Origin of the sequence: Brevundimonas diminuta, assembly GCF_039673845.1 — a bacterium.
Classification (GTDB): domain Bacteria; phylum Pseudomonadota; class Alphaproteobacteria; order Caulobacterales; family Caulobacteraceae; genus Brevundimonas; species Brevundimonas diminuta_E.
The window spans coordinates 142,098-167,974 of sequence record NZ_JBDJMK010000009.1 but is presented as its reverse complement, the minus strand read 5'-3'; the positions used below and the strand labels follow the sequence as shown (position 1 = coordinate 167,974).

General features: G+C 63.5%; 22 protein-coding genes. 12 read left to right on the top strand and 10 right to left on the bottom strand.

Annotation, left to right across the window (positions count from 1 at the left end; genetic code table 11):
- Positions 1 to 173 precede the first annotated feature (173 nt).
- Complete coding sequence (locus tag ABE454_RS11735; RefSeq protein ID WP_346531870.1) at positions 174 to 2,381, top strand: AGE family epimerase/isomerase; 2,208 nt, start codon at positions 174 to 176, stop codon at positions 2,379 to 2,381.
- Positions 2,382 to 2,465: 84 nt separating this feature from the next.
- On the opposite strand, the gene ABE454_RS11730 is transcribed toward ABE454_RS11735, so the two are convergent.
- Genes ABE454_RS11730 through ABE454_RS11720 form a run of 3 tightly spaced genes read right to left on the bottom strand, consistent with a single transcriptional unit; the run spans position 2,466 to position 6,051 of the window.
- Positions 2,466 to 3,131, bottom strand: coding sequence for a hypothetical protein (locus tag ABE454_RS11730; protein ID WP_346531868.1), 666 nt, complete (start codon positions 3,129 to 3,131; stop codon positions 2,466 to 2,468).
- Positions 3,131 to 4,252 (bottom strand): glycosyltransferase family 4 protein, encoded by a 1,122-nt coding sequence (locus ABE454_RS11725; RefSeq protein ID WP_346531866.1) that lies wholly within the window; start codon positions 4,250 to 4,252, stop codon positions 3,131 to 3,133. The genes ABE454_RS11730 and ABE454_RS11725 overlap by 1 nt, the downstream gene beginning before the upstream one ends.
- Positions 4,249 to 6,051, bottom strand: a complete 1,803-nt coding sequence (locus ABE454_RS11720; RefSeq protein ID WP_346531864.1) for a glycosyltransferase — start codon at positions 6,049 to 6,051, stop codon at positions 4,249 to 4,251. Before ABE454_RS11720 ends, ABE454_RS11725 begins: the two co-directional genes overlap by 4 nt.
- A gap of 226 nt (positions 6,052 to 6,277) precedes the next feature.
- Between ABE454_RS11720 and ABE454_RS11715 the strand changes: the two genes are divergently transcribed.
- Genes ABE454_RS11715 through rfbA form a run of 3 tightly spaced genes read left to right on the top strand, consistent with a single transcriptional unit; the run spans position 6,278 to position 10,577 of the window.
- Positions 6,278 to 8,815 (top strand): glycosyltransferase family 2 protein, encoded by a 2,538-nt coding sequence (locus ABE454_RS11715; RefSeq protein WP_346531863.1) that lies wholly within the window; start codon positions 6,278 to 6,280, stop codon positions 8,813 to 8,815.
- Positions 8,815 to 9,699 (top strand): dTDP-4-dehydrorhamnose reductase, encoded by an 885-nt coding sequence (rfbD, locus tag ABE454_RS11710; protein WP_346531861.1) that lies wholly within the window; start codon positions 8,815 to 8,817, stop codon positions 9,697 to 9,699. The genes ABE454_RS11715 and rfbD overlap by 1 nt, the downstream gene beginning before the upstream one ends.
- On the top strand, positions 9,699 to 10,577 hold the full coding sequence (rfbA, locus tag ABE454_RS11705) for a glucose-1-phosphate thymidylyltransferase RfbA (protein ID WP_346531860.1): 879 nt from the start codon (positions 9,699 to 9,701) through the stop codon (positions 10,575 to 10,577). Before rfbD ends, rfbA begins: the two co-directional genes overlap by 1 nt.
- Here rfbA and ABE454_RS11700 read toward each other — a convergent pair.
- Positions 10,574 to 11,371, bottom strand: a complete 798-nt coding sequence (locus ABE454_RS11700) for a hypothetical protein (protein WP_346531858.1) — start codon at positions 11,369 to 11,371, stop codon at positions 10,574 to 10,576. The genes rfbA and ABE454_RS11700 overlap by 4 nt on opposite strands.
- A 447-nt stretch (positions 11,372 to 11,818) precedes the next feature.
- Between ABE454_RS11700 and ABE454_RS11695 the strand changes: the two genes are divergently transcribed.
- The 4 genes from ABE454_RS11695 to ABE454_RS11680 all read left to right on the top strand — a co-directional run bounded on the left by ABE454_RS11695 (position 11,819) and on the right by ABE454_RS11680 (position 16,850).
- Complete coding sequence (locus ABE454_RS11695) at positions 11,819 to 13,255, top strand: hypothetical protein (protein WP_346531856.1); 1,437 nt, start codon at positions 11,819 to 11,821, stop codon at positions 13,253 to 13,255.
- A 208-nt stretch (positions 13,256 to 13,463) separates the two neighbouring features.
- Positions 13,464 to 15,206: a GspE/PulE family protein gene (locus tag ABE454_RS11690; protein WP_346531854.1), complete on the top strand. Its 1,743-nt coding sequence runs from the start codon at positions 13,464 to 13,466 to the stop codon at positions 15,204 to 15,206.
- A gap of 10 nt (positions 15,207 to 15,216) precedes the next feature.
- Entirely contained in the window at positions 15,217 to 16,425 is a 1,209-nt protein-coding gene (locus ABE454_RS11685) for a type II secretion system F family protein (protein WP_346531852.1), read from the top strand.
- Entirely contained in the window at positions 16,425 to 16,850 is a 426-nt protein-coding gene (locus tag ABE454_RS11680) for a PulJ/GspJ family protein (RefSeq protein WP_346531850.1), read from the top strand. The genes ABE454_RS11685 and ABE454_RS11680 overlap by 1 nt, the downstream gene beginning before the upstream one ends.
- A gap of 4 nt (positions 16,851 to 16,854) precedes the next feature.
- Here ABE454_RS11680 and ABE454_RS11675 read toward each other — a convergent pair whose 3' ends face one another.
- Genes ABE454_RS11675 through ABE454_RS11665 form a run of 3 tightly spaced genes read right to left on the bottom strand, consistent with a single transcriptional unit; the run spans position 16,855 to position 20,344 of the window.
- Positions 16,855 to 19,206 carry a secretin N-terminal domain-containing protein gene (locus ABE454_RS11675; protein ID WP_346531849.1) on the bottom strand — a complete coding sequence of 784 codons (2,352 nt, stop codon included), beginning with the start codon at positions 19,204 to 19,206 and terminating at the stop codon, positions 16,855 to 16,857.
- A gap of 17 nt (positions 19,207 to 19,223) precedes the next feature.
- Positions 19,224 to 19,691, bottom strand: coding sequence for a hypothetical protein (locus ABE454_RS11670; RefSeq protein WP_346531848.1), 468 nt, complete (start codon positions 19,689 to 19,691; stop codon positions 19,224 to 19,226).
- Positions 19,688 to 20,344, bottom strand: coding sequence for a hypothetical protein (locus ABE454_RS11665; RefSeq protein ID WP_346531846.1), 657 nt, complete (start codon positions 20,342 to 20,344; stop codon positions 19,688 to 19,690). The genes ABE454_RS11670 and ABE454_RS11665 overlap by 4 nt, the downstream gene beginning before the upstream one ends.
- A gap of 122 nt (positions 20,345 to 20,466) precedes the next feature.
- Here ABE454_RS11665 and gspG point away from each other — a divergent pair, with 122 nt between their 5' ends.
- Together gspG and ABE454_RS11655 are read left to right on the top strand one after the other, a co-directional pair.
- The gene (gspG, locus tag ABE454_RS11660) at positions 20,467 to 20,991 is read left to right on the top strand and encodes a type II secretion system major pseudopilin GspG (protein ID WP_346531844.1); all 525 of its coding nucleotides are present in this window, start codon (positions 20,467 to 20,469) and stop codon (positions 20,989 to 20,991) included.
- Positions 20,924 to 21,436, top strand: coding sequence for a pilus assembly FimT family protein (locus ABE454_RS11655; RefSeq protein WP_346531842.1), 513 nt, complete (start codon positions 20,924 to 20,926; stop codon positions 21,434 to 21,436). Before gspG ends, ABE454_RS11655 begins: the two co-directional genes overlap by 68 nt.
- Positions 21,437 to 21,463: 27 nt before the next feature.
- On the opposite strand, the gene ABE454_RS11650 is transcribed toward ABE454_RS11655, so the two are convergent.
- From ABE454_RS11650 to ABE454_RS11640, 3 genes are read right to left on the bottom strand one after another with little or no spacing between them, the layout of a single operon-like run.
- Entirely contained in the window at positions 21,464 to 22,546 is a 1,083-nt protein-coding gene (locus ABE454_RS11650) for a hypothetical protein (protein ID WP_346531840.1), read from the bottom strand.
- Positions 22,515 to 23,558: a general secretion pathway protein GspK gene (locus ABE454_RS11645; RefSeq protein ID WP_346531838.1), complete on the bottom strand. Its 1,044-nt coding sequence runs from the start codon at positions 23,556 to 23,558 to the stop codon at positions 22,515 to 22,517. The genes ABE454_RS11650 and ABE454_RS11645 overlap by 32 nt, the downstream gene beginning before the upstream one ends.
- A complete protein-coding gene (locus ABE454_RS11640; RefSeq protein ID WP_346531836.1) occupies positions 23,545 to 24,231 on the bottom strand; it encodes a type II secretion system protein in 687 nt (228 codons plus the stop codon). Before ABE454_RS11640 ends, ABE454_RS11645 begins: the two co-directional genes overlap by 14 nt.
- Positions 24,232 to 24,273: 42 nt before the next feature.
- Between ABE454_RS11640 and ABE454_RS11635 the strand changes: the two genes are divergently transcribed.
- Complete coding sequence (locus tag ABE454_RS11635; protein ID WP_346531834.1) at positions 24,274 to 25,263, top strand: cell wall hydrolase; 990 nt, start codon at positions 24,274 to 24,276, stop codon at positions 25,261 to 25,263.
- Complete coding sequence (rfbC, locus tag ABE454_RS11630) at positions 25,260 to 25,847, top strand: dTDP-4-dehydrorhamnose 3,5-epimerase (protein WP_346531832.1); 588 nt, start codon at positions 25,260 to 25,262, stop codon at positions 25,845 to 25,847. The genes ABE454_RS11635 and rfbC overlap by 4 nt, the downstream gene beginning before the upstream one ends.
- Positions 25,848 to 25,877 lie beyond the last annotated feature (30 nt).

Genomic DNA, 25,877 nt, shown 5'->3' with positions numbered 1-25,877 from the left:
GGGTCAGGGCGCCTGCAACAGAGGAGGTGCCGCTGCGATGCATGCCAAGAACGATGAGCGCTGTTCTTTCAGTCATTTCCAGCCAACGTTGTTTGTCTGAAGACTGTCACTAGCGGTTCGCGTCAGCCTGTCCTAGCCTTCGCATTCGGGGCCTTACGAACTAACAGGACACGATGAATCTCTATCCCGTGATCATGTGTGGGGGCTCCGGCACCCGACTCTGGCCTGCGTCGCGTCCCTCACGACCCAAACAGTTCATTCCTCTGGCGGGCAATCGCTCGCTGTTTCAGGAAACCGCCATGCGCGTCGCGCCGCTGGTCGGCGACGGCGTGATGGTCGTGGTGGCTGGAACGCGCCACCGTGAATGGGTGATTGAGCAGCTTGAGCAATTAGGCCTGCAGGATCGCACTCATATCCTGCTGGAGCCTGAAGCGCGCGATTCGGCCGCCGCCATGGCCGCTGCCGCGGCCTGGACGCTGACGCAGGACGCCGCCGCGGTGAATGTCTTCGTCGCTTCCGACCACCATGTGCCGGACCATGAGGCTTTCCGTGAGGCCGTACGTAACGCTGCGGCTGCTGCAGGCGAAGGACGCATTGTCACCCTCGGAGTGAAGCCGACGTCGCCCTCGACCGCCTATGGTTATATTAATCCCGAGGGGCCGGGTCTGGCGCCGGTGAAGGCTTTCCGCGAGAAGCCCGATCGCGACAGCGCCGCCGAGTTCATCCGCGACGGCTATGTATGGAACAGCGGCAACTTCATCGTTTCGGCCGCCACCCTGGTCGAAGAGCTTGAGGCGCGCGCGCCAGGCGTGGCCGATGCGGCCAAGCGGGCGCTGGATGATCTGACGCCCGGCCATGTTCAGGTTTTGGGCGACGCCTTCAGGGATGCGCCGAAAATATCCATCGACTATGCAGTGATGGAGAAGACGCAACGCGCTTCGGTTCTGGCTGTTGACTTCGCCTGGTCGGACCTTGGCGCATGGGACGCTATCGCCGAAACCGGCGAGGGCGAATTCGGATCTCATATCTTCGAAGACTCTGAAGGCTGCCTGGTGCGCGCGCCCGAGGGCGTGCTGGTCGGCGTCCTGGGGGTCAGCAACCTGGCGATTGTGGCCGAGGACGACGCCATCCTGGTCTGCGACCTGGACCGCGCCCAGGATGTGAAGAGCGTGGTTGAGCGTGTGAAAACCGCCTTCCCCCAGCATTTGGATTTCCGCAAGGCTGAGCCGGAAGGGATTGAGGCTGGCGGGCGCCGCTTTGCGGACTGGTTGCGACAGTCGGCGCTGCCGCTGTGGGCTACTCTGGGCCAGGATGAGGACGGCCGCTTTGCGGAGGCGATCAGTCTGGACGGCCATGTCATGAAGGTCGCTCGCCGCGCTCGAGTCCAGGCTCGCCAGATATGGTCCTACGCCGAGGCGGGGCGTCTGGGGTGGAGCGGGCCGTGGCGGCGCACGGTCCGTCTTGGCGTTGAGCGACTGAAGGCCGACTATCTTCGCCCGGATGGTTTATGCCGCACGCTGCTGACTGCCGACGGCGCGCCGCTGGACGAGACCGCTATGTTGTACGATCAGGCGTTCGTACTGCTGGCTCTGCAGTCCGCGCGGGCCGTTTCGACTGAGGTTGAAGAAGCGGCTCTGCGGATTCGTGAGCAACTGCAGGCAGAGCGCCTGCCGCAAGGCGGCTGGCGCGAAAAGGGCGAGCGGCCCTATCAGGCGAACGCCCACATGCATCTGCTGGAAGCCTGTCTCGCCTGGGAAGAGAGCGGGGGCGATGCGGAATGGGGGGCAATGGCCGATGAGGTGGTGCGTCTGGCGCACACGCACTTCATTGATCCGGTCGATGGCTTCCTGCGCGAGTTCTTCGATGAAGAATGGCGACCGGCTTCCGGCGAGGACGGGCGGTTGATCGAGCCGGGGCATCAGTTTGAATGGGCCTGGCTTCTGGCCCGGCATGCCAGGCTGCGCGGTGATGCGGGCCTTCTTGCCCATGCGCGTCGTCTGTATGATTTCGGGCTAAAGGGCGTCAGTGACAGCCGGGTGGCCTTGGACGCCATTAATACAGATGGTCGCCCTCGCGGCGAACGCGCTCGCCTGTGGCCGCAGACGGAGTGGATGAAAGCTGCGTTGATCCTGGCTGAGAGCGCCAAAGAGGGCGATCGCCGCAGGTATGTGGCGGATGCGGCGGATGCACAGCGTGCATTGTGGCTGTACCTGACTCCGAATGGGGCGTGGCGCGACAAGCGCCTTGGGCGCAAGGGCTTCATCAATGAGGCGGCGCCAGCCAGTTCTCTTTACCACATTGTTGGCGGCTTCAGGCAGTTGCAGGCGAGCGCCCGACATCTGGATCTCAAGCTTGCAGATTTGGGTAAGCCGTTAGGCTGAGCCCTTGGCGCTCCCTCAAAATTGAAGCCCGGCCTTTTGACCGGGCTTCAAGACGCGCACCATGACGCAACCGTATTTTTAAGGTTACAGCAGGCCTGTTGTGTCGAAGCGGAAGTCGGGATGGTAAGGTCCTGGCAATTGACCGGCCCATTTCATATCGAATTCCCCACTTGAGGTAATGTCCTTAAGGTAGACTAAAATGCGCTTTTCTTCTTCGGCGATCTTGTTGTCCGGGCGAGGTGCGGCATTGTCCGGCCAGCGCCCCAGCATGGTTAGATAGGTCATGTCGCGGAATGACTGTTCGCCGTGGCGACGGAAGTGGTTCATCGCAAAGGGTAGAAGCTTTTCTACATTCGGGCAGCAGCGCGGCTCGCGGATTTCAGCCAGCAACTCTTCGACGCTTAGCGAGCGGCTTCCGCCAGAGGGGGCGGGCATGTCATCCGGGCCGAGCGTCATCGACTTCAGGATGCGCCCCGACACCGCGCAGGCTACCTCGACTCGCTCGCCCAGCGCGATGGCTGAACGCAGTCCATGCAGTTCAAAACCGCACCAGCCGCTGCGTAGTCCTTCCTTGGCGGCTGCGTCTGAGAAGCTGCTCGCGACAGCAAAGCTGATAGGCGTGTCATTGGCCGACAGGCGCAGCAGGCAGGATGCGCCGGATTGGGGTGCGGCATAGCCGAAGACGCGTCCTCCCTCGACCAGGACCTCAGATACCGCCACAGGGGCGTGGGCGTATTGCGAGCGGCTCATCACTGTTCCTTCACCCAGCGCGCGATTTCTGCATAGCAGCGCTCCCACCCATGTGGGGCCGTGCGCTGCAGGAGGTCCGACACCGACTGTCCGGCTGATCGCGTCTGGACGGCGCGTAGTTCAGCGGTGCGCAGGGCCTGAGCGAACTCGAATGGTTCGGTCGGATCGAAGAAGACGCACTGTTCGGGGAAGACTTCCGGCATGCTTGAACTGTTGGAGCAGACGGTGACCTTGCCCATGGCGCCGGCTTCCAGCACCGGCAGGCCGAAGCCTTCGAAGAAGGACGGATAGATGCAGAAGGCGCTGTTCAGCATCAGGGCCGTGCGTTCTTCATTGGAGATGAAGCCGGTGAACATGATGCGATCAGTTGCGACGCCTGCGCCGTCCAGACGCTTCATCAGGCGCTTCTTTTCATCCAGCCAGCCATCGCGACCGACGAAGACGACTTTGTAGCGCGAAGCGAAGCCCGGATCGGTCATCAGATAGTCGAAAATCAGGCTGCCGTTCTTACGCGGCTCCAGGGTGCCGATGACCACGACATACGGTTCGACGGACAACTCGGGGCGCAGTTGCAGGGCGCCGGCGCTGAGCTCGTTCGGCTCGAACTCGCAACCCAGGCGGATAACGGACATTTCGGAGCGGGGCTTGCCAAAATAGGCCTCGACGTCCGTCAGGGTGGCTTGCGACACGCAGAAAAGGTGATCGGACGTCTCCACATCCGACCGGATCCGGTTGGCGAAGTGGAAGATGTTATCGGCGTTGTGGAACTGCGGCGTCACGACCGGGCTGAGGTCGTGGATGATGGCGGCTTCCTTGCCGAAATAGCGGCGCACCGGTTTGATGTTCGGGAAGATAGCGACCATTTCGGCCGCTTCGGCCTGCGGGATCGGCGGGACGTCCCAGACCAATTGCGACAGCGCGTCCAATCCGCCAGCGCCAGAGCGTTGACGCAGAAACTTGATCATCAGATCACGCGGCAGCGGCACCGTCTCATGGGCGAAAATCCAGTCGATGCTTTGGTCTTCAAGGGCATGGCGGACCACGGCAGCCACGACGTTGGGAATGCCGGTCCAGTGCTCCTCGAACAGGGCGCCGACATCGAGCACAGCCTTGCGCGTCATGCTTGGCCTCCTCGGGCCTTGATCTGTTCAACCGTATTCCAGAAGCGTTCTGCGAAGGGGGCGAGACCGAACTGGTTACGCACCTCTTCGAATGCGGCCGACGACCTGTGGGCGTAGTCTGCCTCATCCAGCGTCACGGCCCGCTCCATCGAGGTGCAGACGTCTCCAGCCTCGACATAGTTGGTGTCCGTGCCGAACATCCGGTAGCGGGCGGCCAGGCGGATATCCAGCGGGCGCGGCTCGGACGGGATGACGACGGCGTCGTTCTCTGAGATGTAGTCGCTCATGGCGGTGTGATTGACCGTCACCGGAACCACGCCCCGGCCCATGGCCTCGATCAGCGGCAGGTTCTGCCCTTCAGCATAGGAGGTGCAGACATAATAGGTGGCTGCATCATACAGGCGATTCAACTCATTGCGGGTCAACACGGAGTCAGTCAGCCAGACGCGATCGCTGACCATGGGCGCGATCAAGCGGCCGGCGTCGGCGATCTGCTCTTCCATCAGGATGCGGTTGGCCAGACGTTTGGCGCGGTGCGGCGTCGTCATCTTCAGCAGCAACAGGGCATTCGGGCGCTTTTCCAGGAAGCGCATGAACCCGGTCAGAAGAGGCTCGATCTGCTTGCGATAATCATGGACGTTGAAGACGCTGAGGAAGATTTCAGGCCGCTCTTCTCCGTCCAGCGAGGAGAGGATGGCGGGTAGTGAGACGGCCTTGTTGCGGGCCGCATTGTCCAGCATGGGCTGAAGGCGCGGCAGGATGCTCAGCGGCTCCCAGTTGATCCCTGCCAGGTCTCGGCCGATGCGTTCCAGTTCCCGCAGATCCGGGCGATGCGAACGCGGACGGCGTGTCAGGTTCGACAGAACCGGAGAGGGCACGCGCGTGGCTGGCTTGGTGATCTGGGCGGCGACGGCGTCTGTGGCGTGCTGGGATGTGACCCATAGTTCGTCCGCGACATCCAGCATCTGGGCCTGGTCGGCGAAGGCGTGGTGGCTGAAGGCTTCGGTCGGCAGTCGCAGCCGGTCGAACTCCCAGGCGAAACAGTTGATGTTGTAGGCGCCTTTCAGCACCCGCATCCGCTCTGGCGGATAGAAGCCCAGGTGGATGTTGATCTCTGCACCGGAACGCTCGCGGATGTCCGAGATGTATTCCGGCTTGTCGATGACCGTGTAATCGACCTCCATCTCCTCGAAGGCCTGAATGAAGCCGCGCATGGCGAAGGAGTAGGAGTAGTCGGCGGCGCCCAGACCGGCCGAGGCTGCTTCCTTGTCGCCTTCGTGCACCTGGCCGCCGGGCACCGAGAGGAAGACGCGCAGCGGCGCCTTGGGCGCCTTGGGATTGGCGCCGCGGAAAATGGCGCTGTTGTCGATCCGGCGGAACAGCTTCAGTTGCAGGGTGATGTCGTCGGCGGCGGCGTGGCCCAGAGACAGGGCGGTCTCGAACTCACGCGCAGCGGTATCGAAATCGCCGCGTATCTTTGCCAGGTGACCCAGTTGCAGCGCGGCCTCTGCGCTGTTCGCGTCCAGCTCGCGCGCCTTGCTGTAAGCCTCGGCGGCGCGGGCGTGGAAACCGGCTTCTTTCAGCGCATGGCCGTACTGGATCCACACGCCGGGCTTGGCCGGTTCCATTTCGCAGATCTGGCGGCGATAGAGCACGTCCAGCGACCAGTCATTCTGGGTGCGGGCCTTTTCCGCCTGGCGCTTCAGTTCCTGGGTTGAGCGACGACGGCCGGTCAGGGGCGCGCTCAGCCCCGCCAGGCTGCGGGCGATGCCCTGGGGCATCGGTATCTTGTCACTCATCAAAGGCTCCCGAGAGGTCTGGAAAGGCGGCCAAACGACCCTAAACGCGGCAGACCAAGTCCTGTCTGCATCGTCAACCCCTTCTGTATGTAATATATCCAAGGTTTATATGATGATTTGTGCGGATCGTCGATCTGGCTGAAAGGTCGATCGTCATGGTACGGCGTATGAATGAAACGCTGGTCTGCCGGCAGGCTGGTCGTTTCTCGTGGGGGAATAGAGTTTTATGACGGCAGGTACGGCGGCCGATACGGACGCACTGGCATGGGATGTTGAAGACGTCCGAAATCTCTATCGGTTCGCTTTGCGCCGTGAGGCCGAGTCTGAAGAGACCGTTCTCGAGATGCAGACATGGTCGCCAGACCGTCTGGTGCAGACCTTCTTTTCTTCGCCTGAATTTCTGGATCCGTTGCGTACCGCCCAGCAGAGCGGCGAGCGACCGTGGGGGGGCGCAGGGAGCATACCGGATGTTGAGCTGCGCAGGTGGGCGGCGGCTCGGCTTCCATTGACGGAAGAAGGGCGGCGAGCGGTTTGCAATGCGCCGCCTTCCTGGGCCCGGATCTACTGGCTCCTCTTTAGCGACGCCCATTTCACGAAATTAGTCAGCGTTGATCTGATCGGTGGGCCGGCTCAGTTGACGCGTCTGGAAGCGGATGCGGTGATCGATGGCTGCGTGGAGCAGGTGGACGGTCATCTGATCCGAGGCTGGGCCGTGCGCCTGGACCATCTTGATGAACCCACTCAAGTCGAGGTGTGGGCGGACGGGGCGTTTTATCAGTCTGTAACTGCGGACTTGTTCCGCCGTGATATTCAGGATCGGTTCGGCGCCGGTGGTGGAAGGGCGGGTTTCCAATTCCATCTGCCCGACGATGTCACGCGCGGGCGGGGCGGCCTCATTGACATCCGAGTCATGGGCGTGGTGCTCGGGCGTGTTCACTTGCAGCGGAACGAGCCTTTGCTGGATGACATGGCGGCCGCCGCGCGTGAGTTGTCCGAGGTGCGCGCCCTGCTTGAGCGTCTTGAGGCCCGGATGCCCTGGGTCGAGGCTGGTGTGGCGCAGCCGCTTTCCAATTATGAAGCCTATGCGCCGAGCTGGCGCGACACGGGCATGGACGCCCCTCCCTCGTCTCTACGCAGTCTGGTCGTAATCGACGCTGTGGGCGCATCGGGACGCGAACTCGATGATACGCTCTGCAGTCTGTTGGCGCAGACGTCGTCGCTCGAACGCCTGTCGGTTGCTCTCGTCGTTGCCGAAGGGCAGGCGGCCTTGGCTGAGGATATGCGCAATCGTTGCAATTGGCAGGGATTGAACGGCGTATCCGTGCATCTCGTCACGGAACCAGCGCTGGCCAGACGTTTGATGGCGGCGATCGAACAGGTCGGTGAACGGGGCGATCTGTGTTTGCTGTTGCGCGCAGGGGATGAACTGGCGCCGGGCGCGCTGCGCCGTATCTGCGCGCGCATGGATCGCAACCCGCGAATTCAGGCCGTCTATTTCGATGAGGACCGGTTCCTGGACGGCGAACAGGACAAGGATCCTGCTCTGCGTCGTCGCGTGGACCCTTGCTTCAAGCCTGGCTTCGATCGCGACCTGCTGCTGCAGACGCCTTATGTAGGGCAGTGCGCCGCAGTCCGAACCGAGGTTCTGCGCGCGCATGGGCTGAACGACGCTGCAGGAGAAGAGGCCGTCGGTGAGTTGATGCTGCGGCTCAGCGCGGCTGACGGCGTGATTGATCATGTGGCCCGGGTTCTGTTGACGCGGTGGTCCCATGAGCCTTCGTCAGAGCTATGGCGTCAGGCTGTCCAAGCGCATGCGCGCGCCGATGGCGCTCAGGTCGTGGCCTATGAGGATGAGCTGGGTGTCAGGCTGCCGGGCGCTGTGCGTATCCGACGCCGACCAGAGGCGTCGAAAGCGTGCATCATCATCGCGACCAAGGATGCGCTCAATTTGCTGCGTCCCTGCGTCGACAGTCTTCTGGCGGCGCGCAAGACCAATATCACGCCGTTTGAGCTGCTGATCATCGACCACCAGAGCGAGGCGCCGGAAACCCGCGCCTATCTGACGGAGCTGGAAGCGTCGGGTTACGCGCGCATCATGCCGTACGAGGGCGAGTTCAACTGGGCCCTGATGAACAATCTTGCGGCGGCCCAGACGGATGCGGATGTTCTTGTCTTCCTCAATAACGACACCGTGGTGCGCACGCCTGACTGGCTGGATGAACTGGTCAGCCAGGCCCAGCGTCCAGAGGTCGGCGTCGTCGGATGCCGCCTGCTGTATGAGGATGGCACGATCCAGCATGCGGGTTTCGTCGCGCGCGAAGAAGTCTCTTCCTTCCTGATTCACGACGGAGTCGGGGATAGCGGCGACGACGGCGGTTATCTGGGTCGTCACGCCCTGCAGCACGCCTGTGTGGCGGTGACGGGCGCCTGTATCGCGATCCGTGCGGACGTCTTCCGCAGCCTGGGCGGCTTCGATTCCGCCAGCTTCCCGGTCGAGGGCAATGATGTCGATCTGTGCCTGCGCGCTCAGGCAGAGGGTCTTAAAGTCCTCTATGACCCATACGCGACCCTCTATCATCTGGAGTCCAAATCGCGCGGCTTCAACACGGATGCGACGCGGCGGGCGCGCGCTGAAACCGCCTCACGTCTGCTGTGGAACCGCTGGGGCGCGCGTTTCGGCCGTGACCCAGGGTTCAATGCGCATTTCGATCGTTTGTCGCGGCCCTTTTCCCGGCTTCGTCCGCCCCCGAACTGGGCGGGCTGATGTCTGGACCCGTCCTCATTCTCGGCGCCGAAGGACAGGTCGGTCGTGCGACCCTGGCTGCGTTGCAACGCGACGATCGTCCCGTCGTGGGTCTGGCTCGACGGGATCTGGACATCACGGACGGCGCCGCCATTGAGGCGGCCTTCGCCGGCATCCGCCCGTCTGTAGTGATCAATGCGGCGGCGTGGACGGCGGTAGACGCGGCCGAGGCGGCGCCGGAACAGGCCCTGGCCGTCAACGGTCATGCGCCGGGCCTGATCGCCGCTGCCGTGCGCCACAGCGGCGGCGCCCTGATTCATCTGTCGACCGACTATGTGTTTGATGGCCGCAAGGGCGCTCCCTATGTCGAGTGCGATCCGCCCGCACCCCTGTCCGCCTATGGCCGCAGCAAACAGACCGGAGAGGCTGCTGTCATAGCGTCGGGCGTGGATGGGCTGGTGGTGCGGACGTCCTGGCTTCTGTCTTCGGGCGGTTTTGTCGGTGCGATCCTGTCACGCGCCCGTGCGGGCGAGGCGTTGCGCGTCGTCCAGGATCAGTCAGGGCGTCCGACGCTTGTGGATGACCTAGCCGAGGCCCTGTGCGCGCTCAGCCTGTCCGCGCGTCTGGCGCAGCCTGCCCGGCTGTATCACTACGCGGGGGCGACGGATGCGACCTGGCTGGAGGTGGCTGAGGCCCTGACCGAGACCTGGAGCGCGCGTGTCGGCGTCGCTCGTCCGGTTCTGACGGGCATCGCCTCGACCGACTGGCCGGCCCCGGCGCGCCGGCCTCTGAACTCACGGCTCGACAGCAGCCGCATCGTGTCTGATTTCGGCCTGACCCTCCATGACTGGCGCGCCGCCGTCCCGGATCTGGTCGAGGCCTGGCTGCAAGGGAATCTGCGCTGATGAAGGGCATCATCCTGGCCGGAGGGACCGGCTCGCGCCTGCATCCCATGACCACTGCTGTCTCCAAGCAACTGATGCCTGTCTATGACAAGCCGCTGATTTACTATCCGCTGACGACCCTGATGTTGGCGGGCATCCGCGAGATTCTAGTCATCACGACGCCGCGCGACCGGTCCGCCTTTCAGGCTCAACTCGGCGATGGGGGGCAGTGGGGCCTCAACCTGTCCTTCGCCGTTCAGGACCATCCGCGCGGTTTGGCCGACGCCTATCGGCTGGGCGCGGATTTCGTGAATGGCGGGCCTTCCGCCCTGATCCTTGGCGACAACATTTTTTACGGCGAAGGGGCTGGGCGGGTCTTCGCCCAGGCTGCGGCGCCGTTGAAGTTCGGAGCGGGCGCTCGCGTGTTCGCCTATCATGTGGCCGACCCGACCCGTTATGGCGTGGTGGAGATGGACGCGCAGGGGCGCCCGCTTTCGATCGAGGAGAAGCCCTGTCAGCCTCGTTCTTCGTGGGCGGTGACGGGTCTTTATCTGTATGACGGCCGAGCGCCGGAGATCGCCGCGGCCTTGCAGCCCTCATCGCGCGGAGAGCTTGAGATCACCGACCTGAATCGCGTCTATCTGGAGCAGGGGCTCCTGGGCGTCGAGCGGCTGGGCCGGGGCTTCGCCTGGCTGGACACGGGCACGCCCGACAGCCTGCACGACGCGGCCGCCTTCGTCCGCACCCTGGAGCAGCGCCAGGGCTTCAAGATCGCCTGTCCCGAAGAGGTCGCCTGGCGCATGGGATGGATCAACGACGCGGCCCTGGAGCGACTGGCCGACGCCTATGGGGCTGCCGACTACGGCGCCTATCTGCGCAGGATCATAGCCGGGGTCTAGAGCGGCTGGCCGCGATACCGTATCGCCAGCGGCACAGTCAGCGTCATCTCATGCGAAACACCGTGTTCCCACAGGCCGTCTTCGCCCCAGCAATCCCCGTGATCGGCGCACATCAGAATCGTCGCTCCGTGAAAGCGTTCGATCAGCCCGGCGATCTGGCGGTCGACATATTCCACGCAGGCGATCTGGCGACGGCGGCACTCTGCGGAACGATCTTCGGTCTGGAACGGGACGCAGGGATTGTCGTCCCGCGACCATGGCGCGCCTTCATAGTGGTAGGGCACATGCGTCTCCCCGATATTGGCGAAGACGAACACGGGGCGCTCGCCGGCGTGTTCCAACTGTTCATCGATCCAGTTGACCTGAGCGGCGACGCCTTGATGGCCGACAAAGTGGAACGCGTCGAAGCCGCGCCTTAGCGCAGCCGAAACCGCCGTTGCTGGATCAAACCAGCCCATGGCTGCGGTGCCTATGGTGCGATGACCGGCATTGCGGAAGCCGTCTACGATATTGTCGCCGCTCAACAGGAAGCCAGGTGGCGCGGCGCCCGGATGCCCGGCGTAGTTCAACCGGAAGAGCCGCGCGAACTTCGGGTTGAAAAAAGGGGTCTGCTCCTCGGCCACGCCTGGCGTGAAACCCACGAACATCGCCGCGTGAGAGCCATAGGTGAAATGAGACGGCGCCCGCGCCCTGCGTACCGGCGCAATGCCGTTCAACGCCGGGGCGTCAGCTGTCGCGAAGGCGTCATGACGGCATGAATCCAGAGAAAGAAACAGGACGCTGTCAGGGTTCATTGAGAGTTCGGAGGAAACGACGGGTGCTGGAATAATCTTCAGATATCGCGGCTTTGGACTACGCCGTGACCCGGCGCAAGACTCCGTCCGGCCTTGCGCCTTACGCCCACGATCGGTGGGGGCCCCAATAAAGCACAAACAAGGCGATTATTGGCATTGTTTTGTAAGCAACCGAAGATTAATGAACGTCGATACTGAATCATTTGATTCGATGAAATTTGATCATCGAACAAAAGTCAATTTGTAATTTCCATATAAACGATTAATCAAATTGGGAAAATTCGCAGAAGAGAGCCGTGATATCTCTCTTGACCGTTCAGAGAATGCCGAGATACAAGCGCAAAGCCATGGACGCAGCCATTCCTCTCGGGGGGTGTGAACTGTGGCCGAGAGGCGTTCACAAAATGGCGCCGTCCACTGACAAGTTTCTTTGGGGAACCAACCGAAATGACTAAGAAGCTTCTTCTCACCGCCGCCGCCCTGGGTGCGATGGCTTTCGCCGGCGCCGCTAACGCAGGCGTTCTGTCGACCCGTTCTGAGATCGCCGGCGTGCCGGTCAACGCCGCCGTTCCGGCTAGCGGCGGCAATCCTGCCGTTCCCGCTTCGGTGTACACGATCGCTTCGGAATACACCTTCCCGGCTGCCGGCTTGGCGACCGATGTCGCGGCCCTGCCGAATACCTTCGCGTTCAACAAACTGACGAACGAGATCAACGTCGCTGGCGGCGCTTCGGGCCTGACCTTCGTTGCGACCTACGATCTGTCCGGTCCGGCCAAGTTCCAGAACGTCACGGCTGCTGAAATCACCCTGGGCAATCTGGTCGGCACGGTCACCCCGGTTCTGAGCAACGGCGGCAAGACCCTGACGGCTTACGTCACGGTTTCGAACTCGGGCACCAGCGCTGAGATCATCAACAGCGTCTTGCTGGAAAATTTCGACCTGGCCGTGACCGGCAAGGAAGCCGTTAAGGTAAGCTACAGCTTCAAGCAGGTTATCGCTGGTCAGAACGTCGAGTTGGACTCGTCGACGGCTGCGACGGTCGTGTCCTTCGGTTCGGCTTTCGATGAGTTCTTCAAGGTTCCGAGCAGCTCGGTTCTCGCCGCTCTGACGGACTTCAAGAAGTTCAAAGAAACCGGCATGACGGGCAATGTGATCGTGCCGGTCGGCGGCGCCTCCGCGACGACCCAAGACTGGGAAACCACGACGAATAATGTCTTTACGGACCTGAAAGCTTCGGCCGCCGGCGGCGTAAGCACCATCATCACTTCGGCTGAAGTGACCCTGTCGGGTCCGCAGGTCAAGGATCTGGCGGCTGCGATCGGCGGCGTCGCCCTGCCGGGCACGGCTACCGCAACCAGCGCCAAGTACACGTTGCCGGGTAATAGCCTGGACGCCAACCTGGTCCTGACGCCGGCCGCGGGTACCGTGATCTCTTCGGGCGCCTACTCGGCTGTGATCAAGCCGACCTATGCCACGGGTTGGGCTGGGCCTGCCACGGTTGAGCGTAACCTGCTCACCATCGGTCTGGACGGCACCAACTTCTACGCTCCGTGGTTCGCTCTGGACAACGGTTCGGCCAACTCCAGCCTGCGTATCGCCAACAACGGTACGGCTCCGGTGGGCCCGATCGTCGTCTCGCTGAAGGCCAACAACGGCGCGGCTGCTCCGACCGGCACCTACACCATCCCGTCGGTCGCTCCGGGCGCCTTCGTCTCGGTGCGCGGCGACCAACTGAAGTCGGCCTTCGGCACGACGGCCGCCAATGGTGACCTGCTGGTCACCATCCAAAGCCAGGCCAACGGCGTGTCCGCCAAGGTCCGCACGACTCAGTCGACGGGCCAAATCTACGAAAACTCGCTGGGCGCCACCCCGCCTGCGAACTAAGTCCAGGTTCATTCCTGAACTGGGGAAGGGAGGGCGTAAGCCCTCCCTTTTCTTTTGGAGAGAACGAGTAGGGGTCTTGCACCGGGCAGTTTATGTGACGGTGTCGTTTCGGACTCGTGTTTGGTAGACGGCGTTCGCCCTCGTCGTTACAGCCATGGGGGTGACTGTGATTTCCGCCCCTGTGAATCTTGATTGTTCTGGAGTTGCCTTGACCTCTCCATCCGATCGCATGCGTCTTGGCGAGCTTCTCGTTCAGCGCGGCCTCGTCCGCCCTGCGGATGTCGCCAACGCCTTGTCATTGCAGGCTCAGAACGGCGGCCTGATCGGTCTGAATCTGGTGCGTCTGGGCGCACTATCCGAAGCGCAGCTTCTGGACATTCTCTCTGAGCAGTTGAATCTGCCGATTCTTGCGCCCGAGGGCGCGCCCGCGCCCGAGCGCATCTCGGCTTTCCTTGAAGAAATCGGCTCCCCTCTGGCCTGGTGGGCCGAACATGAGGCGGTCGCCTGGCGCGATGCGCCTCCCGACGGCGAAGACGGCGCATCGCGTATTGTCTGCGCCGCTGTTCAGCCGCTGGATCCCGCGCTGGCCGAACGGATCAGCCAGGCGCAAAGCCTGCACCAGACGACTGGACCCATCGCCTTCTTCCTGGCGCAGCGCTCTCTGATCGAGGCTCTGACGGAGGATCTGACCCGCGACCACGCACCATCGCTGGACGCAGGTTTGGGCGGTGCGGGCGCCGACGCCGCTCGCCTGCGCGAACTGGCGCAGGAAGCGCCGGTCATCGACTTCGTCAACGCGGTCTTCGCGGAGGCCCTGACCCGCCGCGCTTCCGACGTGCACGTCGAACCTTATGAAGACCGCTTTCTGGTCCGTATGCGGATCGATGGCGTCCTGACCACGGCGCGCAGCGCGCCGCGCTCGAACTTCGACGCCGTCTGTTCGCGCATCAAGCTGCTCAGCGGCATGGACATCGGCGAGCGTCGCCTGCCCCAGGATGGGCGCCAATCGATCCGCGTCTCAGGCCAGGAGGTCGATCTGCGCGTGTCGACCCTGCCATGTTCCTGGGGCGAGTCCATCGTCCTGCGTCTGCTGGGCAAGACCAGCCGCTTGCCGCTGCTGTCCGAACTGGGCGTCAGCGCCGAACAGGAAGCCGGCTTCCTGCGTCTGGCGGAGCACCCCAACGGCGTCTTTCTGATCACCGGCCCGACGGGTTCGGGAAAGACCACCACCATCTATCGCCTGCTGACCCACCTGAACGATGGCGAGCGCAAGATCATCACGGTCGAGGATCCGGTCGAACTGGACCTGCCTGGCGTGATCCAGGTCCGCGTCCGTTCAGAGATCGGCCTGACCTTCGCGGCAGGTCTTCGCTCCATCCTGCGTCAGGACCCGGACGTCATCATGATCGGTGAAATCCGCGATCCAGAAACAGCGCGTATCGCCGTCCAGGCCGCCCTGACCGGCCACATGGTCATCTCGACGGTCCACACCAACACCGCCCTGGCCGCCATACCGCGTCTGCTGGATCTAGGGATTGAGGACTATCTTCTGGCCGATGTCATGCGCGGCGTGGCGGGGCAGCGCCTGATCCGCCGCCTGTGTGAAGACTGCGCCCGTCCCTCGACGATGGCTGAGGCTGGCGTCCACGAACAGGCGACGCCTCCACATCTGCATGCTCTGACGGCCAAAGAGGAACAGCATTGGATGGAGCCGGTCGGTTGCGCCAGGTGCGGCCTGAGCGGATTCCGAGGTCGCCTGGGCGTCTATGAACTGGCGCCGATGTCTGCGGCCATCATCGCGGGCATGCGCGCTTCGGCAGACGAGGACCAGTTGACGGCTGCTGCGCGCAGCGAAGGATTCCTCAGCTTCGCCGACGACGCCTTCCTCAAGGCGCGGCGAGGTCAGACGGCCCTGTCTGAAGTCTATCGCATCGCTGGCAGCGGTCAGTGAGGCGTGCGGCATGACCGATCAACTGACTTTTCAGTATGAGGCCGCCGGGCGGGACGGGCGGATAGTCAAGGGAATGATCGGCGCCGCTGACGAGGCGCTGGCCATGCGCCGTCTGAGCGCCGACGGTCTGACGGTCGTGCGGATACGCCCCGCCGCCGCGCCCAAGGCTGAAGGGCGCGAGCGCGGCCTGAAGGCAGGCGAGCGGGTGCTGGTGCTGCGGCAGATGGCGCTGATGCTGGAGGCGGGCGTCTCCTTGCTGGAAGCGCTGGATACGGTCGCCCAAGGCATGCAGGCGCGCAAGGGTCGCCGCCAGTTTCAGGCCGCGATCGCGGCCTTGAGGCGCGGGGAATCCTTTGGCGATGCGCTGGAGGAGCATGCGCCCGGCTTTCCCGACTATGTCTACGCCATGGCCCGCGTCGGTGAGGCGTCGGGTCGTATCGCCGAGGTGCTGAAGGAGGCCGCCGAACAGATGGCCTATGAGGACCGTCTGCAACGCGATTTCACCAACGCCATGACCTATCCGGCCTTTTTGTGTTTCGCTGGCGTGGCGGCTATCGGATTCATCTTCACGCAGGTAGTGCCGCGTTTCGGCGTCATGATCGGAGAAGACCGCGAGAATATCCCCGCCATGTCGCGCTGGGTGTTGGAGACGGGCGAGTTCGCAAACGCCAACCTTGGCCTTGTTGGGATTGCGGCTGCAGCCCTAGTTGCGGCGATCTTCTTCATCGTTTCAAACCGGGCGATCCGTGAGCGCGCCTATACGGTCGCCCATGGCCTGCCCGTTGTCGGTCCGGTGATCCGATCGCGCGAGATCGCTTCCTGGGCGCGCCTGACGGCCTTCGCCCTGAACAACGGCGTGCCGCTGCTGTCAGCCGCTGGTCTGGCGAGGGCTGCGGTGCCGATCGGCCCGTTCCGTCAGGGGCTGGATCTGCTGGACAGCGATCTACGCGCTGGCCTGACGCTGGACGCTTCCCTTGGCGCACACACCGGACTTGAGGCGATGGACCTCAGCCTGTTGCGGGCGGGCCAGAAGTCGGGGGCCATCGGCGCCATGTTCGGCTTCATGGCCGACAACTATGAAGCGCGCCTGCGCGATCGGATGAAGCGCATGACCTCGCTTCTGGAGCCGATGGCCATCGCCGTCATTTCCATCGTGGTCGGCTTTGTGGCCCTGTCGCTGGTTCTGGCCCTTTCGAGTGTTTACGAAGGCGTCGTCTGATGCGTGCGCCGACGGCGGCTCGTGGAGGATTCAGCCTGATCGAGGCTCTGGTGGCGCTGGCCATCGCCTCCATGACGCTGATGGCCATCTTCGAACTGCAGATCCAGATGGCGCGCAGTCAGCAGAGGGCGGCCGAGGCGATCGAGCAGGTCGCTTCACAGGAAAACGCCCTGGCTCTGACGCGCCAGTTGAACCCCATGGCCCAGCCCCATGGCCGGATCGAACTGCCCGATGGCGATGTCATCGTCTGGGAGGCGGAGCCTAAAACCGCGCCGCGCATCAACGCAGGGTTCCCTGCGGGTGATGGCAGCTATGAGGTCCAGCTATATCGCGTCACCGTAGGCGTAGAGCGGCGCCAGGGGCGCTCACCCGCTCCCTTGGTGTTCGACCGCATGGGGTGGCGGCGGTTGGACTTGCCGGACTGAGGCTTCAGTCCTCGTCGGAGGGAGCGTCATCCGCTTCTTTAGGCGCCGCCTCGTTGGCTGCGGTTGGCTGATCGCCCGGCGCGGAACGCTGCGCTGCGCTCGAAGCTCGGCGTCGTTCAGAAGCGCGGTTGGGCGCAGGCAGATCAAAACCGACGCCGCGCACCCCGTGGCCGATGGAGAAGGGCGTAAGCGTATAGGACCAGCCACGGCCCGTTCGGAAGGCGGCGTTGATGTCGCTGGAGAAGGCGTCGGCCATGTCCGCCATGTCTTCATCGCCGCGGATGACGTGGGGCGTGATGAGCATGACGAGTTCGGTTCGCACGCCGCTGACCTTGTTGGTCTGGAAAGCTGAGCCGATCAGGGGGATGTCCTTTACGAAAGGCACGCCTGTATTGGTTTTAGAGTAGTTGTTGCTGATCAGCCCGCCCAGAATGCCGGTCCAGCCGTCAGTGATCGAAATCTGTGTCGTGAGGCTGCGGTTCAGGATCGGGGGGCTGGCGATAGCGGAGCTGGCGGATTCTCCGACTTCAGAGATTTCCTGGCTGATGGTGATGTCGACCCGGTCGCCATAGACGACGGGCTGTAGGTCGAGGATCACCCCGGTCTGGCGATACTGCACGCTTTGCAGCACGTCCGTGCCGTTGTTATTGCCTGTTTGCGTGTTGACTGCGCGCTGGGAGGTGATGATCGGCACATCCTGGCCGACCTGGAAGCGCGCCGTTCCACCGCTGCGCGCCACCAACTGGGGCCTTTGCAGAATATTGACGCGGTTGTTTGACGCTTCAGCCGCCAGACTGGCCCGGAAGTCCGGCCCCTTGAAGGAGACGACGAGTCCTCCGCCCAGCGTCATGCTTTCGGTTGAGCCGGTCAGGATGCCGTCGCCGTGACTTTCTGTTCCGAAAAGATTGACGCCGAGTGCGGTTTTGTCCGTCAGCGTCACCTCAGCGATCATCACCTCGATCACCACCTGAGGCGCCGGGGTGTCCAGCGTGTTCAGAAGGTTACGCAGCTGGGCGAATTCATTGGCGGTGCCGGTGAAGATGATGCGGTTGCCGATGGGGTCGGTCAGAACCCGGCCGCTCATGAACTGCCCCTGTGCGCCGGGGCCCTGTCCGCCGCTCTGCGAGGTATTGTTTTGAGGGCGATTGTTTTCCGTCGCAGGCGGCGCGCCGGGAACGCCGACAGGGGCCTGAGCCTGGGACATCGTCGGACTTTGACCCATGGCCAGCTGACCCAGTGAGGCCGCATCCGTATTCTTGACCTGATAGACGAAGGTCGAGGCCTTGTCTCCGAGGGAGGCGGGCTGATCCAGTGTTTCGACCCAGTAGCGGGCGCGGGCCAGGGCCTCGGGATCTCGGGCGAAGATCAGCAGTTGGTTCGCCGCCGGGAAGGACAGAATGACGATGGCGCGGCCGGCCAGGGCCTGACGGGAGACGACATAGCCTTCGGTGGTCAGCGTCTGCTCTAGCGAGGTCGCCAACTGGTCCGTGGCCCAGAAGGACGGCTCGACACGCAGGACCTCAGTTCCGGCAAAGCGCGGTTGATCCAGTTCGCGCAGGGCCCGCACGACCTGGGCGACTTCGCGGCCGGAACCAGAGATGATCAGGCTGTTGGTCAGGGGGTCCGGCGTGATGCGTGCGCCACGCAGGTTGGGGTAGACGTCCTGCAGCAGGCTTTGCAGGGCGTTGACCTCGATGGTCTGGACGCTGAAGAACTGCACCACGCGACCGCCGGAAGTCGGGGCGATCCGCGTACGGTTGATATCTGATCCCGTTGAAGTCTCAGGTGTTGCGCCGACCGTGACGAAGCCGCCGTCGATATAGACTTCAACGCCATACTGTTTCAGCGCCTGCTGGGTCAGGCTGAACAGTGCGCGCTTGCTGATGGCGCCGCCGCTGCCGCCGGCCACCACTTCAGGGCGAGTGGCGACATCAGGAGACAGAGTGAAGGGGACCTTCAATACGCCGCCGAATACAGTGGCGGCGAACTGCGGGATGGGCTGCGGCGACAGGTTGGCGTCAATCAGATCGTCCGGCAGCAGGTCGGCGATCTGCTCGGGGGTGGCGGGTTTTCTAGAGGCTGTCGGAGAGGACGCAGGTCCGGGAATGGCCAGAGTGCTGGTCTGAACGCGATGCCGGCCTTCACGGGCTGTCGGGCCGCTGATCTGGCCGTCGAGGTCGCCGGACGATGAGCGCGCGATCGGTCGGTCGGTGACGGTTTCGAATTCTGGAAAGGCGGCGCAACCCGCCAGCAGCAGGAATGGAGCAGCAGCGACCGCGGCGCGCAGGCTGGCGCGCGACAGTGTGCACGATAAAGGTCGCCGAAAGGCGGGACGATCCGCGAACAGGTTCGACATGCCGTTCTCCTCGATACTCAACCGAACACCCGTACAACGCGTGTTTCGCGGCCCTTGGCCAGGGTGACGGCATCCGCCGTGATGGTTCTGATGCGCCAGCCTTCATTAAAGCGCGCGCCTTCGCTCAGGGCGGCGACGCCGCCACTGTCGGTTGTGACCAGGGCGCGGCGTTGCCCGGTCGCTGGGTCGCGTTCGACGCCGCGCAGGGCTGCCCGGAAGGTCGCCGAGATGTCAGGAGGCGGCGGAGGCGGCGGCGGTGGAGGAGGGGGCGGCGGCGGCGCAGGCGGCGGCGGGTCGGAACGCAGGGTCTTCAGAAAGGTCACGGCGGCCACAACGCCCTCGCCAGGGCGCGTCACGGCGCTATTGCGTGACGTTTGTCCACGCACGACTGAGGGCGGTTCTTCAGGGCGACCGGGCCAGGTGGTTCCGCTGAGGAAGCACAGGGCCAGGATCAGCGGCGGCGCCAGCCAGAATAAAGGCCTCATGGTGCTTTCTCCGCCACGGGCGGTGCATCCAGACGTACGGGAAAGGCCAGTCGCAACCACAGTTTGCCACTGGTCCACGGAGGATCAGCGTCAGGCTCCATCGGCCGAGGCGGGGTCAACTCATAGCGGAAGCTGACGACGCGGAATCCTTCAGGCCATTCGCCGAGTTGATCCAGAAAGGCGAAGGTCGTGCTCCAGCGTAGATCGGCCTGTACTTCAGCCTCCAGCCACTGGGTCGGACCGATAGTCTCGATCTTTGCGTTGGTCGTGATACGGGGGTTGGGCAGTTCGACAGCTTCAGCGGACTGAAGCAGGCGATGCTCGATCAGGACCTGAGCCACGGCGGCGTTGGCGGCCTCAAAGCCCCAGGCGTTCATGTCATCCAGCGCGATACGGTCGGCAGCGCCTTCGGCGATGCGCCGCGCAGCGTTGGCGGTCAGCCGGGCTGAGGATTGTTCACCTAGCGCATCGACATAGGCTTCGGCTTGAGCGGTGCGCGATTCCAGTGCGGCGACCGGGGCGTAAAGGGCGGCGCCAAGGGCCAGCGCGGCCAGAAGAATACGCTCGCGCGGGGTCGTGCGGCGCAGGCGCGCTTTCAGCGTTTCGACCGACGCGCGCGTCGAAGCGACTATGTCAGCGATGAAGCCCGGCAAGATTCGTCCCGTATCGTGTTGCGGCGCGATCAGGCCGCAATTCGCATCGACCCCCCATGCCCGCTGAGCTATAGCAATCGCTAAGCGTCCATAACAGCTAAGAAATCCAGAGTGGTCGATCGATGCTTCCTGTTTTGAAACGAATCCATCGCCGTTTTTCGACCGACGTTGCTGCTTCACATCAGTGGGAACGGCGTTTCGAGCGGCGCAAGGCGCGCGCGGGATATTCCATGCTCGAGATTCTGGTGGTTCTGGCCATCATCGCCCTGATTGCTGCTGTGGTCGGACCGCGTCTGTTCACACAGTTGGACAAGTCCAAGACGCAGACCGCCCGCTTGCAGATTCGCTCGCTGGAGGCGGCGCTCGAGACCATGCGCATTGATATCGGTCGCCTGCCGACCGAGCAGGAAGGTCTGGCGCTGTTGATGCAGGCCAATCCGGAGCAGGCGCCGGGCTGGTCAGGGCCCTATCTGGATAAGGACCTGCCGCCGGATCCGTGGGGCCGGCCTTACATCTATGTCGCGCCAGCGGCCGCCACGCCGGGGGCGCCTGCTGACGCGCGCGCGCGGGTCATCAGCTATGGCGCTGATGGCCAGGAGGGCGGCGAGGGCGTCAACGCTGATGTCTCGTCCGATCAACCGCGCTGATCACGCGCTGTCAGGCGGACCCGCTCAGCATCCGTTGCGGCGAGCGGGATATAGCTTGATGGAGATACTTGTGGTGCTGGCGATCTTCGCTCTCAGCGCCGCAGTTATCATGCCATCGACTTCGCGAATGCTGGACCAGACGACCGCCCATGCGGTCTTCTTTGAATTCCAGCGCCAGGTGTCCGATCTCCGGCGCGAGGCGAACCGCACCGGCGAGCCGGTACGCATCATTGATCCGGCTATGCCTGTGACCGAGGGCGATCGGGTGATCGAGCTGCGGACGTCGTGGCGTTATACTCTGGCGCCGGCCCTTGAAATTGCAGAAGGCGGGGGCTGTTCCAGCGTCAGCGCTAATTTGATTCATCAGGATCGGGTTGTCATGACCCTGAAGACCGACGACGGCGCCTGCCGCTTCATTCGCTATCAGATTACGACTGCGCGTTGAGCTAGGGGCGCATGAAACTGAAGTGTTCTATAGTTCAGCGCTGAGCGGCGGGGCCGCGTCGCGGACCTTCATCTCTACAATCAGGGTCTTGGCCGAGGCGTCTGTGCGCGGTTGAACGTCATGGAAATAGCCAGAGCTATCCAGATCAGCGATCAGCGCCGCAGCCTTGCCCAAGGCGTCATAGCTTAGAGTGAAGCTGAGGGTTTCTGCCCCAGCGTCCAGTGCTGTCGGCGTCAGTTCATGCAGGGCCAGAATGCCGATGGCGGCGCCGGCGGCGCTTAACGGTCCTGTCTGTTCTTCTATCTGGCGATAGGCGATCAGCTTCTTTTGACTGGCGTCCAGGTTCTGTACGGCGGCAGCGCGCGGCGTGGCGGCGCGGATCTGCGCCGTTTCAGCCTCTACGCGAGCCGTGTCCTTGCTCAGTTCTTGCCCCTGTCCAGCCAGAAAGGCGGCGAAGCACAGGCTGACGAAGGCGGTTGCGCCGCCTGCCGCCCAGGCTGCCTGTTCGCGGGTTAGTTCAATCGGCGCCAAGGCGAAGGCGTCGTGACCGTCGAAGGATATGGGCAGATCGGCCGGCGCGGGCGGTGCGTACGAAGCAGGCGTCGAGACGCGTTGCAGGCGCACGAACGCAGACCAGGAGGCGACATCATATCGTTCGCGCCGCCAGGCCGATGCGACCAGAGCTTTGGCTGTCCACAACTGGGCCTCATACCCGTTCTTTAAGCGCACGATGCGCCAACCGTCGCCGCGTGGCTGGGCCAGTGTCTCGGGACGGATCAGCGGGCGGGTCGGGCCATCGATGGCGGTCAGCAGGGTTTCAACACGCTCTGTGTCCCACCACCAGACACCGAAGTCGTCGCCTGCCTTCGTCAGCGCAGAGCTTGATCGGACATAAGGCGCACCCAGCCGCGCGTGTAATGCAGCAGCCTGACGGCGGCGACGGCGCGGCAGGGCCGCCGTGGCGAACAGCCCAAACGCGCATAGGTCGCGCGCCAGCAACAGAACAGGGCGTCGCAGCCACCGTCCCAGTCGTCCGCCGGGGTGGACGATATCGACCGCGCCATCGGCGCTGAGCCGCTCAACGCGGGGCGTAAGGAAGTCGAATTGCATCTGACGTGTCGGCCACGGCCCGGCGAGGGGCCTCTTTAAGTTCGGTTTGATCGATCCAGAGCGGTTGCTCAAGGTCGTTGGGGGTCAGGGTCAGGCGCGCCTGATAGGTCCAGGCGGAACGGGTGTCGTGTAGGGTCAGGATCGTGACCCCGGAGGAGTAGGTGTAGACCTGCTCATAATCGCCGTCGAAAGCGAGCCCTGTCACGTTGCTGATGTCTGTCAGTGATGTCAGGGGCCGTTGTTCGCGTGCTCGGATCAGGGCCTGGGCCTGATTTTCGTTCAGGCCGAACCAGAGGGTAAGTACGGCGGCGCTGGCGGTGTTCACATTCAGGGATGGAGCAGTGGGGTCAGCTGACAGGTATGGGCGCAGACGCCGCCACGCGTTGGCGTCGACGGCTTGGCGTGCGCCCAGGACGGACAACCATTCCGTGGGACGGATCAGGCGTCGGTTCGCCGGGCCGCCTGTATTGTAGTCGCTTCGCTCAGCGCCATTGGTCTGTCTCAGGTCGTCGTGATCGATATAGTCCAGGTAGCGCGCGATCAGCGGCTGACGTTCGCTGGACTGTACGCCCACAGCCTCAAGAAACCGCTCATGAACCTGTCCGAACAGCATGGCGGTGTTGAGCGTGCCTGCCTGATCCTGAATCTGCAGAACCAAGGGGCCATCTATATCCATGATATAGCGGCGGTTATCGGCGAGGACCTTCTCGACAGGCAGGCCGGAGGCATTGGACGGTTGCTCATCCCTGTCCATGTCCAGAACACCGCGCACGTCATTGACGCCGAAGCCATAGGCGCGCGTTGGTTCTGTAGCGGCCATGAAGGCCAGGGCGGCTTCGGCCGTCATGGCGCGTTGCAAGAAGCGGACGCGTGCGCGTGCGGACGCCGCCTCTGCTGTCAGACTCGCCAGGGCGGTGATGGCGACCAGGAAGATCAGCGTAACTACGCCCGTCACAGCCAGGACGGCGGGCAAGGCGAAGCCGCGCCGCGCTTCAGGCTTAGAAGTCGACATCAGGCCTCGCCCAGCGACCCGGCAGGCCGCTTGACGCCGACTCGACGATGTCGACCGGGCCGGCTTTCAGGCGCATGAAAAATTGGCGGCTGCGCATGCCTTCCATGCGGGTGGCCAGAGCCTTGGGCGCTTCATACGTCGGCCCCCATACTTCACCGTTTTCAGAATAGGCGAAGAAGGCCTCGACGCCCTTGGGCAGGGTCAGCAGTGTGACCGTGCGATCGCCAGCCTGACACATCAGCGTCGGTTCCCCCTGGGTTCTGAAACTCAGAGTCAGCCGCCCGGCCCAGCCTTGAGGCGCGCATCCCGTCGCCCGTTCCATAACCACATCGGCTTCCAGGCGATCTGGAGCGGCGAATATGGGGTGATCGACGCCGTCGATTATCGAGGCGGGAGGGCGCACCGAGATGCTGCGGATGATGCTGCGCAGGTCGCTGATGGCCACATCGGCGTCGGCGACCGACATGGCGCGACGACCTAATGAGAAGCCCGTATCGCCGGCCTTGATGCCGATTGAAAAGATCACAGCCAGCGCCATTCCGCCGATCGCCAGAACGACCAGGGCCTCAATCAGGGAAAAGCCGGAACGGCGTGCGGTCATCATGACCGTCTCTTGATAAGGCCTGGGGACGCCCCTGCCAATCTCACAAAACATTGCTTCGGCTTGGCGCAAAGGGTGACGACTGGTATGTTTGTTGCTGTTTGTGGGGGAAGAATGCGCGGACTTGCTCCAGTGCTGATCGCGGGAGGATTGGGGGTCGCCGGATGGGCGGGCCTGACCGGTCACGTCCCCTTTGGCCAGGCGCAGGCCCAACCCGGCGCTGTTCGGCCGATTCCAGCCTATGTCCCTGCTACAGCGGCGTCGCACGAGACCGAGACAGACGCTGAGCGGCGTGCTCGCCTCAATATCCGCCTGCAGGCCATGGTCAAGGAAGGCAAGGGCATGAGGCTGACGGACGCAGCGCCGCCTTCGCCGGTGCGGCCTGCTGTGCGGCGTGCTCCGATTGCATCAGAGGCGCTCTCTTCGGCGAGCAAAATCGAACCTGCGGCCTCTTTTGCACCGCCTCCGCTGAATCCGTCCGTTACGGCGCCAGCGCGCCGTGGCGCGGGCGGCTATACGCGACCGACCCTCGACCTGAAGACGCCGGCGCGTGTTCCAGATAACGACGTCGAATGCCTGACGCAGGCCGTCTATTATGAGGCGCGCAATGAGAGCGAGTCCGGTCAGGCGGCTGTGGCCGAGGTGGTGCTGAACCGGTCGCGCCACAGAGCCTATCCGAAAGATGTCTGCGAAGTCGTCTACCAGCGCAACAGTCGTACTTGTCAGTTCACCTTCACCTGTGACGGCTCGATCGGGCGTCGGCCGGTGAACGCCGTTGCTTGGGCGCGGGCCGAACGCATAGCGCGTGAGGTCTATGAAGGGCGTAACGCCAGTCAGTTGCCAAGGAATTCGGTAAACTATCACGCCAACTACGTTCGCCCGTCGTGGGGGCAGCGTTTGGAGCGTGTTCGCCAGATCGGTGCTCATATCTTCTATGGCGCGCCCCTGAATGGGGGCGCTGAGCCGGGGGCTTGGGAGCGTGAGCCCACGCCGCGCCTGCTCTTCGTTCGCAATGAGGCGCTGGATCGCGCCTATGCCCTGTTGTCAGCGAAGGCTGACGAGCCGGCGGCGGCGGTCGCCTCTTCTGGCGCTGTCGGGTCGTGAGCGCCCAGGTCGTTCTTTTGCGGACCCCGCGCTATGGGGACGCCCGCGGCTGGTTTTCGGAAACGTGGTCGCGCTCGCGTTTCGCTGCGGCCGGAATCAACTGCGACTTCGTTCAGGACAATCATTCCCGTTCGGAAGCCAAAGGCGTCGTGCGCGGTCTGCATTTTCAACGTCCGCCCTATGCCCAGGCCAAACTGGTGCGTTGTCTTCGCGGCGCCATCCTGGACGTGGTCGTCGACCTTCGCATCGGCTCGCCCGACTTCGGTCGCTACCATGCGGTTGAACTGACGGCGGACAGCGGCGACCAGTTGTTCGTGCCGCCGACCTTCGCCCACGGCTTCGTCACGCTTCGGCCGGGAACCGAGGTCGCCTATAAGGTTTCCGCGCCCTATTCGCCTGACCATGAAGGCGGCCTGGCCTGGGACGACCCGGATCTGGCCATCCCTTGGCCGATTACGTCTGAGGAAGCGATTCTGACGGACCGCGACCGGGCCTGGCCGCGGCTACGAGACTTGGCTTCGCCATTCCTCGGCGAAGGACGCTCGACAATTTCGGTCGCCGACCTGGCTGCGCTCAGGGCCTGACGGCGCGAAGCCGGCCGCTTCTTCAGTTTT

Excerpts from the sequence above, each read along its gene's own strand:
- ABE454_RS11735 (WP_346531870.1), top strand. The coding sequence starts at position 174 with ATGAATCTCTATCCCGTGATCATGTGTGGGGGCTCCGGCACCCGACTC.
- ABE454_RS11730 (WP_346531868.1), bottom strand. The coding sequence starts at position 3,131 with ATGAGCCGCTCGCAATACGCCCACGCCCCTGTGGCGGTATCTGAGGTC.
- ABE454_RS11725 (WP_346531866.1), bottom strand. The coding sequence starts at position 4,252 with ATGACGCGCAAGGCTGTGCTCGATGTCGGCGCCCTGTTCGAGGAGCAC.
- ABE454_RS11720 (WP_346531864.1), bottom strand. The coding sequence starts at position 6,051 with ATGAGTGACAAGATACCGATGCCCCAGGGCATCGCCCGCAGCCTGGCG.
- ABE454_RS11715 (WP_346531863.1), top strand. The coding sequence starts at position 6,278 with ATGACGGCAGGTACGGCGGCCGATACGGACGCACTGGCATGGGATGTT.
- rfbD (WP_346531861.1), top strand. The coding sequence starts at position 8,815 with ATGTCTGGACCCGTCCTCATTCTCGGCGCCGAAGGACAGGTCGGTCGT.
- rfbA (WP_346531860.1), top strand. The coding sequence starts at position 9,699 with ATGAAGGGCATCATCCTGGCCGGAGGGACCGGCTCGCGCCTGCATCCC.
- ABE454_RS11700 (WP_346531858.1), bottom strand. The coding sequence starts at position 11,371 with ATGAACCCTGACAGCGTCCTGTTTCTTTCTCTGGATTCATGCCGTCAT.
- ABE454_RS11695 (WP_346531856.1), top strand. The coding sequence starts at position 11,819 with ATGACTAAGAAGCTTCTTCTCACCGCCGCCGCCCTGGGTGCGATGGCT.
- ABE454_RS11685 (WP_346531852.1), top strand. The coding sequence starts at position 15,217 with ATGACCGATCAACTGACTTTTCAGTATGAGGCCGCCGGGCGGGACGGG.
- ABE454_RS11680 (WP_346531850.1), top strand. The coding sequence starts at position 16,425 with ATGCGTGCGCCGACGGCGGCTCGTGGAGGATTCAGCCTGATCGAGGCT.
- ABE454_RS11675 (WP_346531849.1), bottom strand. The coding sequence starts at position 19,206 with ATGTCGAACCTGTTCGCGGATCGTCCCGCCTTTCGGCGACCTTTATCG.
- ABE454_RS11670 (WP_346531848.1), bottom strand. The coding sequence starts at position 19,691 with ATGAGGCCTTTATTCTGGCTGGCGCCGCCGCTGATCCTGGCCCTGTGC.
- gspG (WP_346531844.1), top strand. The coding sequence starts at position 20,467 with ATGCTTCCTGTTTTGAAACGAATCCATCGCCGTTTTTCGACCGACGTT.
- ABE454_RS11655 (WP_346531842.1), top strand. The coding sequence starts at position 20,924 with ATGGCGCTGATGGCCAGGAGGGCGGCGAGGGCGTCAACGCTGATGTCT.
- ABE454_RS11650 (WP_346531840.1), bottom strand. The coding sequence starts at position 22,546 with ATGCAATTCGACTTCCTTACGCCCCGCGTTGAGCGGCTCAGCGCCGAT.
- ABE454_RS11645 (WP_346531838.1), bottom strand. The coding sequence starts at position 23,558 with ATGTCGACTTCTAAGCCTGAAGCGCGGCGCGGCTTCGCCTTGCCCGCC.
- ABE454_RS11635 (WP_346531834.1), top strand. The coding sequence starts at position 24,274 with ATGCGCGGACTTGCTCCAGTGCTGATCGCGGGAGGATTGGGGGTCGCC.